Source organism: Streptomyces arenae (genome assembly GCF_022343545.1).
Classification (GTDB): domain Bacteria; phylum Actinomycetota; class Actinomycetes; order Streptomycetales; family Streptomycetaceae; genus Streptomyces; species Streptomyces humi.
In genome coordinates this window covers 25,571-37,776 of the sequence record NZ_JAKQYH010000060.1, presented here as the reverse complement: position 1 = coordinate 37,776, position 12,206 = coordinate 25,571, and the positions used below count along the sequence as shown (strand labels likewise).

Here is a 12,206-nt window from a genome sequence, read left to right as displayed (position 1 = left end):
CGTCGGGGCGTCAGCCCGTGACGATGTTCACCAGCTTCGGCGCACGCACGATCACCTTGCGGATCCCGGCGCCACCCAGGGACTTGACGACCGTCTCGTCGGCCAGCGCCACCTTCTCCAGCTCCGCGTCGGAGATGGCCGGCGACACCTCCAGACGGGCCTTGACCTTGCCCTTGATCTGCACGACACAGGTGACGGTCTCGTCGACGACGTAGTTCGGGTCGGCGACGGGGAAGTCCCGGTGCACGACCGAGTCGGTGTGGCCCAGCTTGCGCCACAGTTCCTCGGCGATGTGCGGGGCCAGGGACGCGATCAGCAGCACCAGCGGCTCGGCGACCGTGCGCGACACCGCGCCGCCCGCCTTGGTCAGGTGGTTGTTCAGTTCGGTGACCTTGGCGATGGCCGTGTTGAAACGCAGGCCTTCCAGGTCCTGACGGACACCGTCGATCGCCTTGTGCAGGGCGCGCAGCGTCTCCTCGTCGGGCTCGGCGTCGGTGACGGTGACCTCACCGGTGGCCTCGTCGACGATGTTGCGCCACAGCCGCTGCAGCAGACGGAACTGGCCCACCACCGCGCGCGTGTCCCACGGCCGGGAGACGTCCAGCGGGCCCATCGCCATCTCGTACAGGCGCAGGGTGTCCGCGCCGTACTCGGCGCAGATCTCGTCCGGGGTCACCGCGTTCTTCAGCGACTTGCCCATCTTGCCCAGCAGCCGACTGACCTTCTCGCCCTGGTAGTAGTAGGCGCCGTCCTGCTCCTCCACCTCGGCGGCGGGCACCGGGAAGCCACGGCCGTCGCGGTAGACATAGGCCTGGATCATGCCCTGGTTGAACAGCTTGTGGAACGGCTCGGCGGACGACACGTGTCCCAGGTCGTACAGCACCTTCGACCAGAAACGGGCGTACAGCAGGTGCAGCACGGCGTGCTCGGCGCCGCCGACGTACAGGTCGACACCGCCGTGCGGCATGCCCTGACGCGGACCCATCCAGTACTGCTCGACCTCCGGGTCGACCAGTTGCTCGCTGTTGTGCGGATCCAGGTAACGCAGCTCGTACCAGCAGGAACCGGCCCAGTTGGGCATGGTGTTGGTCTCGCGGCGGTACTTCTTCGGCCCGTCGCCCAGGTCCAGGGTGACGTTGACCCACTCGGCGTTGCGGGACAGCGGCGTCTCGGGCTGGGTGTCGGCGTCCTCGGGATCGAAGGTGCGCGGCGAGTAGTCCTCGACCTCGGGCAGTTCCAGCGGCAGCATCGACTCGGGCAGCGCGTGGGCGACGCCGTCCTCGTCGTAGACGATCGGGAACGGCTCGCCCCAGTAGCGCTGCCGGCTGAACAGCCAGTCACGCAGCCGGAAGTTGACGGTGCCCTCGCCGATGCCCTTCCGGGCCAGCCACTCGGTGATGCGGGCCTTGGCCTCGGGAACCGGCAGGCCGTTCAGATCGATGTCGTCGTTGGAAGAGTTGATGATCTTCGCGTCGTAGGAGGCGAAGGCGTTCTCCCACGTGGAGGTGTCGGTGCCACGGCCGTCGGTCGGCTCGACGATGCAGACGATCGGCAGCTCGAAGGCGCGCGCGAACTCGAAGTCGCGCTGGTCGCCGGCCGGGACGGCCATGATCGCGCCGGTGCCGTAGCCCATCAGGACGTAGTCGGCGATGAAGACGGGGACCCGCTCGCCGTTGACCGGGTTGGTGGCGTACTCGCCGGTGAAGACGCCGGTCTTGTCCTTGGCCTCGGCCTGCCGCTCGACGTCGGACTTCGACGCGGCCTGCGCCCGGTACGCGGCGACGGCCTCGGCCGGTGTGGCGTGGCCGCCGGTCCACGCCTCGCGGGTTCCCTCGGGCCAGGCGGCCGGGGTGAACTTGTCGACCAGCGGGTGTTCGGGAGCCAGCACCATGTAGGTCGCGCCGAACAGGGTGTCCGGGCGTGTGGTGAAGACCGTGATGTTCTCGCCGTCGATCGGGAAGTCGACGCGGGCGCCCTCACTGCGGCCGATCCAGTTGCGCTGCTGCAGCTTGATGGCCTCGGGCCAGTCCAGCTCGTTCAGGTCGTCCAGCAGCCGGTCGGCGTAGGCGGTGATACGCATGTTCCACTGGCGCAGCTTGGCCTTGAAGACCGGGAAGTTGCCCCGCTCGGAACGGCCGTCGGCGGTGACCTCCTCGTTGGCCAGGACGGTGCCCAGGCCGGGGCACCAGTTGACCGGCGCGTCGGAGGCGTAGGCCAGACGGAACTCACCCAGGACGTCGCCGCGCTCGGCGGCGGTCAGCTCGTTCCACGCGCGCGTGTGGCCCGGTACGGCACGCTCACCGCTCTCGAACTGGGCGATCAGTGCGGAGATCGGGCGGGCCTTGTCGGCTTCGTCGTCGTACCAGGAGTTGAAGATCTGCAGGAAGATCCACTGGGTCCACTTGTAGTAGTCCGGGTCGATCGTGGCGAACGAGCGGCGCTTGTCGTGGCCCAGGCCCAGCCGGCGCAGCTGCGCCTTCATGTTCTCGATGTTGGCCTCGGTGGACACGCGCGGGTGCGTGCCGGTCTGCACCGCGTACTGCTCGGCGGGCAGGCCGAAGGCGTCGAAGCCCAGCGTGTGCAGGACGTTGTGGCCGTTCATCCGCTGGAAGCGGGCGAAGACGTCGGTGGCGATGTAGCCCAGGGGGTGGCCGACGTGCAGGCCAGCACCGGACGGGTACGGGAACATGTCCATGATGAACTTCTTGGGCCTGGCGACCAGCTCGGGGTCGCCGGCCAGGTCACCCTTGGGGTTGGGGGCCGCGTAGGTGCCGTCGGCGTCCCAGAAGTCCTGCCAGCGTGCCTCGATCTCGGCGGCCAGAGCGGCCGTGTAGCGGTGCGGCGCGGCCTCCGCCGACGTGGCGGCGGCAGCGGGGTTCGTCTCGCTCATGATCCTCAAAGCTCCATCGGTCGTCTCTGCCTGCGGCTGCGAACTTCTAGAAACGAAAAATCCCCTCGCACAGGAGGGGACGCCGCGCCGATGCCGACCAGCCGTTTCGTCCGGCGGTCGGGACTGATCAGCGCGGCCCGCTAAGCAGAAGGCGTACGGCACGCATGGCGTCAGGGTACCGCAGCCCTTGAGCAAGCTGCGACGCGCTTACGTATCAACGGTTGACACGTGCGTCTAAGGCGACCATCGGGACGAGAGTTGAACCAGGTTCAAAAATTTCTTCGCGTACCGTCCGCTAAGGGACACCGCAAGGGCCGCGGCGCCCTTTGATAACAACGCAATAACTCAAACCTCGTACTGATCGGTATGGCGCCACTTAGGCTGCGGCACCGGGACCGCTTTCCCGAACTGCTCGGAGTTGCCCCCATGAACCCTCGTCGTAGTAACAGCTCGCTCCCCAAACCAGGCCGCTCGGCCTACGGGGTGGCGTCCGCTGTCGTCCTGCTGCTGATACCCATAGTCGTCCTGTTGGGAGGCGACTGGCTGCAGCAGTTCCTGAACTTCGGTGCGGGCGTTCTGGCGCTCGTCTGCCTCACCTGCTCGTGCATCTGGGGCCTGGTGGCCCAGGACCGCATCCTTCTCAACATCCGCCAGCGGATCGTGGCCCAGGCCATCCACCGGGTCACGGCGGTCGCCTCGATCGCGTTCCTGCTGGTGCACATCGGGGTGAAGATCGCACTGGACCACGCCGACTGGATCGCGGCCCTGATCCCCTTCGGCTGGCTGGTCACCGGAAGCGGCGGCGCGAACCCGGGCAGCGCCACCCTCATCGGCATGGGCTCCCTCGCCGCCTACCTCATGATCTTCGTGGGCATCACCGGTGCACTGCGCAACCAGTTCGCCGCCCCCGCCATGGTGGCCGCCCGCTGGCGCGCGATGCACATGCTGGCCTACCCGGCCCTGTGCTTCGCCCTGCTCCACGGCCTCTTCGCGGGGCGTCCGGCGAAGACGTTCTTCATGGTGTCGTACGAACTGTGCCTGGCCGGGATCATGGCCGCCCTGCTCCTGCGTGCCGCGCCCCGCCCGTTCAAGCGCAGGTTCGCCGACCGGCTGGTCACGCTCCTCGGCGACTCGGACCGGTCCCGCATGAGCGACCTCGACGCGAGCCGCGCCAGGATGAGCGAGTCCGGCCTCTCCGGCTACGACAGCCCCCGCGAGCGCGAGCCCAGGGGGTCGCGTGGCGACACCTCGTCCACGCAGTCGAATCCGCTGTTCCCGTCCGCCGCCCCCGCCTCCGATCCTGCCTCCGGCTACGCGGCCGCCTACCGGGCCACGAACGCGCCCGGGCAGCCCCAGTCGCCCTTCGCAGCCGGTCAGACCGCACGCATGGAACGGCTGGACGTCCAGTCCACCGGGGCCATCCCGCGCGTGGACGGCCCCTCCAGCACCTCGGGCAGCTGGCCGGTCCCGACCCCGCCGCCGGTCGGCGAGGCACCTCCGTCGGCGTACGACCCACTCCAGGACACCGGATACAACATCCCGGTCTATGGCAATCCGGGCGCCGCTGGTACGGGCGGACGTGATGTGTACGACACGGGTGAGACGAACGCCCGCTATGGGACGTACAACTCGAATGACACGTACAACAGCGGTCCCGCCAACGAACCAGCGCCCGGCGCGTCCTTCGACTCACCGGGTTCGGGCGAACCTTGGAACACGCCTTCCGGAGGCTATAGGTGAACGAGGCCCTGCCCGACGTACCAGAAGTCCGCGTGGTCGGCCTTCCGCAGCTCACGTCGGGCTTCGACCTTGTCGAAAGACTCGATCTGCCCATGCACCTCAAGGTGCACGGGCCGCTTGAACCCCTGGGCGGGGAGCAGCTCGCGCAGCTCTCCGAACGCATCAACCTGAAGGGCCGCGGCGGTGCGGGCTTCCCCTTCCACAAAAAGCTGCGTTCGGTCGCCGAAGCCGCGATCAAACGTGGCGTGCGGCCGGTCGTCGTCGTCAACGGCAGCGAGGACGAGCCGGCCTGCCGCAAGGACACGGTGCTGATCAACCGTGCACCGCATCTCATCCTGGACGGCGCGCTGCTGTGCGCAGAGGCCCTGGGGGCCCGCACGCTCGTGATCGGTGTCACGCGGGAGTCCACCCAGCGCTCCATGGAGCAGGCACTCGCCGAGCGCGGCCTGAGCAACGGCCGCCGTTCCGCCCTGAAGGCGTTCGTCCAGCGCAACCCGGTCCGTATGGTCACGGGTGCCGCCGCGTCGCTGATCCGCTCGATCGACGGCGGCCCGGCGATCCCTCCCGGCCGCAAGACCAGCGCCTCGCAGAACGGCGTCGGCGGCGCGCCGACGCTGCTGTCGAACGCGGAGACGTTCGCGCAGCTGGCGATCGCCGCGCGTATCGGCCCCGAGCGTTACGGCAACACCGGCCTGTACGACGAGCCGGGCACCGTCATGCTGACGGTCTCCGGTGCCGTCGCCCGCCCCATGGTGATCGAGGTACCCACCGGCGTGCCGCTGCGCTACGTGCTGCAGCTGGCCGGCGCCCCGCCGGTGCCGCAGGGTGTGCTCACCGGCGGTTACCACGGCAAGTGGATCGACGCGGCCACGGTCAACGAGGCGATCGTCTCCCGTAACTCGCTCGACGCGGTGGGTGGCGCGCTGGGCGCCGGTGCGATCCTGCCGATCACGCAGGACACGTGCCCGCTGGGCGAGTCGCTGCGGGTCGCCCAGTGGCTGGCGGAGGAGAGCGCGGGACAGTGCGGTCCCTGCTACCTCGGCCTGCCGGCGGCCGCACGCGGCATGGAGGACATCCTCAACGGCGGCGGTCCGGCCGCCCTGGAGGCGCTCAAACAGGTCGCGAAGAACGTGAAGCGCCGCGGGGCGTGCTCGCACCCGGACGGCTCCGCGATGTTCCTCGAGTCGACGATCAAGGCGTTCACGGACGACCTGGCCGCGCATGTCCTCGGAAACGGCTGCGGACGGCCCGTGGAAGGCGTTCTGCCGCTCTTCGAGGACGGCAAGATGCCCACCGGCATCCCCGGTGGCGGAGAGCCCGAGGACAACGGTGGCGGCAGCCGCCAGAAGATCTACGTCGACTGGACGCTGTGCCGGGGTCACGGTCTGTGCGCGGACATCCTTCCGGAGGTCTTCGAACTCGGCGCGGACGGTTTCCCGACGGTCGCTCAGGCGAAGGTGCCGCGGTTCGCGGAGGCCAAGGCGATCCGTGCGGTGCGCCGCTGCCCGGCGCTCGCGCTGCGCCTCGAGGAGGACACACGCTCCCAGGCGCCGGCGAAGAACCTGCCGGTGCTGTCGCAGGGCCGCGGCCGGCGGGCGCTGGGGCGCTGACCGCGGACCCACCGACGAGCGCGTGAAGGGGGCCACCCGCTGCGGGTGGCCCCCTTCACGCGTTCGGGTCGGTCGGGAAGGTTTCCCGGCAACGCCGAAGGCGGACCATCCGTCCGGATGATCCGCCTTCGATTTCTGTGGAGCTAAGGAGAATTGAACTCCTGACCTCCTGCATGCCATGCAGGCGCTCTACCAACTGAGCTATAGCCCCGTGTTTTGTTCCGCCCGGTTTCCCTGGCGGCGACGCCAACATTACACGGTCGACGGGGTGCATCACCAAATCGTTTCCGGTCTGTACGGATACGGGCGATAGTGTCGGACTTCGTGACCGTGATCGCGTTCTCCGAGACCCGGCGCCGGGTCTCGGCGCCACTGGGGGCGTGCCTGTTGTCGTTCACGGTGTTCTGGCTGGCGCAGCGGGCCGCGCACGTGTCGATGATCGACCTGATGGTCTACCGGGCGGAGGGAGCGACCGTCCGTGCGGGCGGCGACCTCTACGCGCTGCGCGTCACCGCGGCCCATCTGCCGTCCACCTACCCGCCGTTCGCGGCTCTGCTGTTCACGCCGCTGACGCTGCTGGACGTGCCGAGCATGCGCACGCTGGCGACGGCCGGGAATCTCGCGCTCCTGCTGGCGTTCGTCGGGCTGTCGCTGCGGCTCGTCGGGCACGTGCGCGTGGGGTGCGTTCTGTGGGTCACGGCGGTGGCGGTGTGGTGTGAGCCGGTGTGGACGACCGTGCGTTACGGGCAGGTCAATCTGCTGCTGGCGGTACTGGTCCTGTGGGATCTGTCACGGCGGCCCGCCGAACGCCCGGACCGCTGGGCGGGGGTGGGTGTCGGGCTCGCCGCCGCGGTCAAGCTGACGCCGGCCCTGTTCGCGGTCTTCCTGCTCGTCACGGGCCTGGTGGCGCGTGTCGGGGGTCGGGACGGGGGGCCGTGGCTGCGGCACGCGCGCGGGGCGGCCGGTGCCTTCGCGGGGGCGACCCTGCTGGCGGCGGCCGTCCTGCCGTACGACTCGTGGCGGTTCTGGACGGCGATGGTGTTCCGGACCGGGCGGGTGGGTCAGGCCGAGGAGACCGCGAATCAGGCTCTGCGTGGCGTTCTGGCGCGTTTGCTGCACACCGCCGAGCCGGGAGCCCTGTGGACGGCCGCGGCGGCTCTGACGGCCGTTCTGGGGCTCGCGGTGGCGGTCGTCGTGGAGTTGCGCGGCGGGCGGGCCTGGGCGGTGGCCGTGTGCGCGGTCACCGCGCTGCTGATCAGCCCCGTGTCCTGGTCCCACCACTGGGTGTGGTGCGTCCCCGTGGTGCTGCTGCTGTGGTCGCGCGGGCACCGGGCGGTGGCCGCGGGGACGCTGCTGGTCTTCTGCTCGTACGCCCTGTGGTGGGTGCCGCACGGGCACGGACGGCCCGAACTGCACCAGAACACGCTGGACTTGGCGCTGTCGGCGCTCTACCCGGTCACCGGTGCGCTGTTCCTGGCGCTCGCCCGGACATCGTTGCCGCGGCCGGGTCCCGGTCAGGCCGTGACGAACGAGTAGAACCTCTTGAGCGTGCAGTGCTCCTCCAGGAGACGGCCGTAGATCGGCTCGCCCTCCAGCTCACGGTAGGTCTCGATCGGGTCGCCTTTTATGATCAGCGCCCGCGCGCATTCCTCGCACCAGTACTGGTAGTCGGGGTTGATCGGCTCCATGTCGCGGACGATCGGTGTGCCGCTCCCGCACCAGTCGCACTTCCGCCTGTGTGCACCCATCGATCAGCTCCAGCTGTGGCCGCAGGCCGTGCACACGTAGGAGATCCCGCCGTTGTCGCCGAGTACTTGGGCCACATGCACGGAACCGCAGGAAGGGCAGAGCAGCCGGGTGATCGTGTCCCGTATCAACGCCGCACCGAGGAGGTGGCCGCCCTCCTCAAGGATGCTCGCAGGCATCGCTACTCCTCCCGTCGGGCCGCGCCCCCTTCCGGCCGTTTGATTCTGCCACGGCCGGACCAATACGGTCAGCGACGCCTCAGTACCAGTCCGGACACGGCACCCGCGGCCGCCGTCGCGGCGAGCGTCCATGCGCAGGCTGACAGCGCCTCCGCAGAGGTATACGCCCCTGGGGCCCCAAGTGACTCAAGCCGGTTCAAGAACAGTGTGCCGAACGCCGCGACCCCGGTGAGCTGACCGAGCTGGGTGACGGTGGCGAGGAGACCGCTGGCGTCCGCCGCGTCCTCGGGACGCACGGTTGCGAGCGCGCCCGTGAGGGTGGGACTGAAGGCGAGCGCGAGCCCCACTCCCACTCCGGCGTACGCCAGAAAAATCCACACGCCCCCGTCGCCGCCCCCGTGGAAGGCCATTCCGACGCCGGCCGTGCCCAGCGCGGTCAGCACGAACCCGGCCGGCGTCAGTGCCCGCTGCCAGGAGGCGGGCCACCTGCGCCAGGTGAGGGCGACCGTGCCGAACACGACGGCGGTAGGCGCGAAGGTGAGTCCGGCGCGCAGCGCGCTGTAGCCGAGGCCGTCCTGGACGTGCAGGGTGAGGGTGAACAGGAATCCCGCGTTGACGGCCATGACGGCGAGGATGCGCACCACGGCCAGGCTCATGCCGGCGTGCCGGAGCACCCTGGGAGCGATCAGCGGGGCGCCGCCGCGCCGGGCCAGTCTCGACTCGTAGCCGCAGAACAGGGCGAACAGGAGCGCCGCGGCTCCCAGGGACAGCCAGGACCACAGCGGCCAGCCCTCCTCCTGGCCGAGCACCAGCGGCACGGTCAGCAGGGACACGGCGGACCCCAGCAGGACCAGGCCGGGCAGGTCGAGGCCCCGCGCCCGCTGCGGCCCTCCGGTGCCGGACGGCAGGACACGCCGGCCGAGGACGAGGAGTACGGCGCCGACGGGCACGTTGACGAGGAACACCGGCCGCCACCCGGTGCCGAACAGGTCGGCGCCGACCAGGACGCCGCCGATGATCTGGCCGGCGGCGGCGCCGACCGCGAGGACCGCCGAGTAGGCGCCGAGTGCCCGGATCCGGGCCTCGCCGGTGAACGCGCGCTGGATGATGCTGAGGACCTGCGGGATCATCACGGCCGAACCGGCGCCCTGCACCAGCCGGAACGCGATCAGCGCGGTGGCCCCTTGGGCCAGGCCGCAGGCCAGCGAGGCCGTCGTGAACAGGGCGAGGCCGGCGAGGTGGACCCGTCCGTGGCCGAACCGGTCGCCGAGCCGGGCGCCGGTGATCAGCAGCACCGCGTAGCTGATGGTGTAACCGGCCACGACCAGCTGCAAGTCGGCGCCGGAGGCGTGCAGTTCGGAACCCATGGTGGGGGCCGCGACGTTCACGATGAAGACGTCCAGCACGGCCATGAACAGGGCCGCGAGGACGACCGGGAGGAGCAGCCGGGACCGGTTGTCGGTGCCGGGTGCTTCACTTTTCGCAGGGCTCGGAGCGGGCGCGGGACCCGGTCCGGTCCGGGATGTCGTCGTCATGGGTCCGAGCGTGGCGACGGGCCGGTACGGGTGCCGAGAGCCCGTCGATGCTGGTACTGGCAGCACCTGGCACGCGGCGGGTGCCGCGGCCACGATGGAGTACGTGACAACGGGGGACGTGACGATGGGCACGGCAGGACACCGCCGCAGGCCGGAGCTGGCCGCGTTCCTGCGCACCAGGCGGGCGCGGGTGACACCGGCGGACGTCGGTATGCCACCGGGGCTGCGGCGGCGCACTCCCGGGCTGCGCCGGGAGGAGGTCGCCCAGCTCTCGGGCGTGGGTGTGACCTGGTACACGTGGCTGGAGCAGGGCCGGCCGATCAACGCGTCGCCGCAGGTGCTGGACGCGGTGGCGCGCACGCTGCGTCTGGACGCGCCGGAGCGGGAGCATCTGTACCGGCTGGCGGAGGTGGCGTACGCGCCGGCGCCGGAGGGGCTGTCCCGGTCGGTCGCCGCGGAGGTGCAGGGCATCATCGACGCCCTGGATCCGCTGATGGCGGTCGTGTACACGTCGCGTTACGACGTGCTGGCCACCAACGCCGCCTACCGGGATCTGTTCCTGGTTCCGGAGACGGTTCGGATCGGTGTGCCGAACGTGTTGTGGACGCTGTTCACGGTGCCGGAGGAGGAGAGTCCTGTGGTGCACCTGGAGCGTGAGCTGCCGATGATGGTGGCGACCCTGCGCTCCAGCTACGGCAGACATGTGGGCGAGCCGGCCTGGGAGGACTTCATACGCGCGCTGTCCCGGACCAGTGCGCGCTTCGCCCGGTTGTGGGCGAGCGGGGCGGTGACGCAGCCGGGGCCGCGGGTGAAGACGTTCCGTCACGGGGCGGTGGGCGAGGTGCGGATGACGTCGCAGTCGTTGTCGATCGACGGGATGCCGGAGTCCCGGATCGTGGTCTACACACCGGAGGACGAACGGGCGCGGGAGAAGGTCGCGTTGCTGCGCGAGCGCAGGCAGCGGCTGTGGCCGGCGACGGATGAGACGGCCGCCGAGATCATCCGGGAGTGGAACAAAGAAAATCCCGCCCTCTTAAGAAGGCGGGATTCCCATCACCGATCTTTGACGACTCGACAGTGTGTGGAGTGTCGATCTGTGGAGCTAAGGAGAATTGAACTCCTGACCTCCTGCATGCCATGCAGGCGCTCTACCAACTGAGCTATAGCCCCTCGCATTCTTCCCGTCTTTCCGCTCGGCGGGCTGAACAAGAAGAACTTTAGCCTGCGACCTGCCGGAAAGTGAAATCCGGGGTCCGGCGACCCGGCGTCCCCGGTCGTCTCAGTCGTCGTCGCCGAGGACGGGCTCGGGGAGGGTCCCCGCGTTGTGCTCCAGGAGCCGCCAGCCACGGGCGCCTTCGCCGAGCACGGACCAGCAGCAGTTGGTGAGACCGCCGAGGCTCTCCCAGTGCTGGGCGTCCAGGCCGAGGAGGCGTCCGATGGTCGTGCGGATGGTGCCGCCGTGGCTGACGACCACGAGGGTGCCGTCCTCGGGCAGCTTCTCGGCGTGCCCGAGCACGACGGGGGCGGCCCGGTCGGCGACCTCGGTCTCCAGTTCGCCGCCGCCGCGGCGCACCGGTTCGCCGCGCTTCCAGGCGGCGTACTCGTCACCGTGGCGGGCGATGATCTCCTCGTGGGTGAGGCCCTGCCACACACCCGCGTAGGTCTCGCGCAGCGCCTCGTCACGGACCACCTCGAGGCCGGTGAGCTCGGCGAGCCGGGCGGCCGTGTCGGAGGCCCGCTTCAGGTCGGAGGAGACGATCGCGTCGGGACCCAGGGAGGCGAGCAGGCGGGCCGCCCGCCGGGCCTGGCCGATGCCGGTCTCGGTGAGCTCGACGTCGGTGGAGCCCTGGAAGCGGCGCTCCACGTTCCAGGCGGTCTGGCCGTGCCGCCACAGGATGATGCGGCGGCCGCGGCCCTTGCGGTCGGTGACCTCGCCGGTGGCGCTCATCACCACTCCCCGCCGGTCCCGGCTTCACCGCTGTCGTCGGCGGCCTGCAGCCTGGCGTGCTCCGCGGCCTTGCCGCGGGTGGCCTTGGCGTCGGCGGGCAGCTCGATCTCGGGGCAGTCCTTCCAGAGCCGCTCCAGGGCGTAGAAGACGCGCTCCTCGCTGTGCTGGACGTGGACGACGATGTCGACGTAGTCGAGCAGGATCCAGCGGGACTCGCGGTCTCCCTCACGGCGCACCGGCTTGGCGCCGAGTTCCTTCTGCAGGCGCTCCTCGATCTCGTCGACGATCGACTTGACCTGGCGGTCGTTGGGTGCGGAGGCCAGCAGGAAGGCGTCCGTGATCGACAGGACGTCGCTGACGTCGTAGGCGATGACGTCGTGGGCGAGCTTGTCGGCGGCCGCCTGGGCGGCGGCGGTGATGAGCTCGAGGGAACGGTCGGTGGCGGTCACTGCGTGGCTTTCCGTCGGCGGTCGTTTGAACCACAAGGGTCTCACGGACCGCCGGTCGCACCCCACGTGATTACCGCGTCACGTGGGGTGCGGCGGGCGGCTGCCTCAG

9 protein-coding genes, 2 tRNA genes and 1 pseudogene are annotated in these 12,206 nt (G+C 70.0%); 4 read left to right on the top strand and 8 right to left on the bottom strand.

Translation table 11 applies throughout. From position 1 onward, the window contains the following. Positions 1 to 10: 10 nt before the first annotated feature. Positions 11 to 2,890 (bottom strand): leucine--tRNA ligase, encoded by a 2,880-nt coding sequence (gene leuS / locus MB828_RS27420; RefSeq protein ID WP_301650561.1) that lies wholly within the window; start codon positions 2,888 to 2,890, stop codon positions 11 to 13. Positions 2,891 to 3,316: 426 nt separating this feature from the next. Here leuS and MB828_RS27415 point away from each other — a divergent pair, with 426 nt between their 5' ends. Next, entirely contained in the window at positions 3,317 to 4,630 is a 1,314-nt protein-coding gene (locus tag MB828_RS27415; protein ID WP_301650560.1) for a cytochrome b/b6 domain-containing protein, read from the top strand. Continuing rightward, positions 4,627 to 6,240 (top strand): NADH-quinone oxidoreductase subunit NuoF family protein, encoded by a 1,614-nt coding sequence (locus MB828_RS27410; RefSeq protein ID WP_046733210.1) that lies wholly within the window; start codon positions 4,627 to 4,629, stop codon positions 6,238 to 6,240. Before MB828_RS27415 ends, MB828_RS27410 begins: the two co-directional genes overlap by 4 nt. 138 nt (positions 6,241 to 6,378) lie before the next feature. Here the strand turns inward: MB828_RS27410 and MB828_RS27405 are convergent. Beyond that, positions 6,379 to 6,451: transfer RNA gene (locus MB828_RS27405), tRNA-Ala, on the bottom strand. A 113-nt stretch (positions 6,452 to 6,564) separates the two neighbouring features. Between MB828_RS27405 and MB828_RS27400 the strand changes: the two genes are divergently transcribed. Then, positions 6,565 to 7,776: a glycosyltransferase 87 family protein gene (locus MB828_RS27400; RefSeq protein ID WP_301650559.1), complete on the top strand. Its 1,212-nt coding sequence runs from the start codon at positions 6,565 to 6,567 to the stop codon at positions 7,774 to 7,776. Here MB828_RS27400 and MB828_RS27395 read toward each other — a convergent pair. From MB828_RS27395 to MB828_RS27385, 3 genes are all read right to left on the bottom strand, one after another. Continuing rightward, positions 7,755 to 7,988: a hypothetical protein gene (locus tag MB828_RS27395; protein WP_006136074.1), complete on the bottom strand. Its 234-nt coding sequence runs from the start codon at positions 7,986 to 7,988 to the stop codon at positions 7,755 to 7,757. The two genes, MB828_RS27400 and MB828_RS27395, sit on opposite strands and share 22 nt — an antisense overlap. Before the next feature lie 3 nt (positions 7,989 to 7,991). Beyond that, complete coding sequence (locus tag MB828_RS27390; protein WP_107483215.1) at positions 7,992 to 8,165, bottom strand: hypothetical protein; 174 nt, start codon at positions 8,163 to 8,165, stop codon at positions 7,992 to 7,994. Between the two features lie 68 nt (positions 8,166 to 8,233). After that, positions 8,234 to 9,700: an MFS transporter gene (locus MB828_RS27385; RefSeq protein ID WP_301650558.1), complete on the bottom strand. Its 1,467-nt coding sequence runs from the start codon at positions 9,698 to 9,700 to the stop codon at positions 8,234 to 8,236. A gap of 94 nt (positions 9,701 to 9,794) precedes the next feature. Here MB828_RS27385 and MB828_RS27380 point away from each other — a divergent pair. Then, positions 9,795 to 10,661, top strand: a pseudogene (locus MB828_RS27380) (helix-turn-helix transcriptional regulator); the annotation flags it as partial. 136 nt (positions 10,662 to 10,797) lie between these two features. Here the strand turns inward: MB828_RS27380 and MB828_RS27375 are convergent. From MB828_RS27375 to rsfS, 3 genes are all read right to left on the bottom strand, one after another. Beyond that, positions 10,798 to 10,870 (bottom strand) — tRNA-Ala (locus MB828_RS27375). Between the two features lie 109 nt (positions 10,871 to 10,979). Continuing rightward, a complete protein-coding gene (locus MB828_RS27370) occupies positions 10,980 to 11,648 on the bottom strand; it encodes a histidine phosphatase family protein (RefSeq protein ID WP_133021948.1) in 669 nt (222 codons plus the stop codon). After that, a complete protein-coding gene (gene rsfS / locus MB828_RS27365; protein WP_133021947.1) occupies positions 11,648 to 12,097 on the bottom strand; it encodes a ribosome silencing factor in 450 nt (149 codons plus the stop codon). Before rsfS ends, MB828_RS27370 begins: the two co-directional genes overlap by 1 nt. Positions 12,098 to 12,206 lie beyond the last annotated feature (109 nt).

What these genes read in the sequence shown, in the direction of transcription:
- leuS (WP_301650561.1), bottom strand. Translation starts at nt 2,890, where the DNA reads ATGAGCGAGACGAACCCCGCTGCCGCCGCCACGTCGGCGGAGGCCGCG.
- MB828_RS27415 (WP_301650560.1), top strand. Translation starts at nt 3,317, where the DNA reads ATGAACCCTCGTCGTAGTAACAGCTCGCTCCCCAAACCAGGCCGCTCG.
- MB828_RS27395 (WP_006136074.1), bottom strand. Translation starts at nt 7,988, where the DNA reads ATGGGTGCACACAGGCGGAAGTGCGACTGGTGCGGGAGCGGCACACCG.
- MB828_RS27390 (WP_107483215.1), bottom strand. Translation starts at nt 8,165, where the DNA reads ATGCCTGCGAGCATCCTTGAGGAGGGCGGCCACCTCCTCGGTGCGGCG.
- MB828_RS27385 (WP_301650558.1), bottom strand. Translation starts at nt 9,700, where the DNA reads ATGACGACGACATCCCGGACCGGACCGGGTCCCGCGCCCGCTCCGAGC.
- MB828_RS27370 (WP_133021948.1), bottom strand. Translation starts at nt 11,648, where the DNA reads ATGAGCGCCACCGGCGAGGTCACCGACCGCAAGGGCCGCGGCCGCCGC.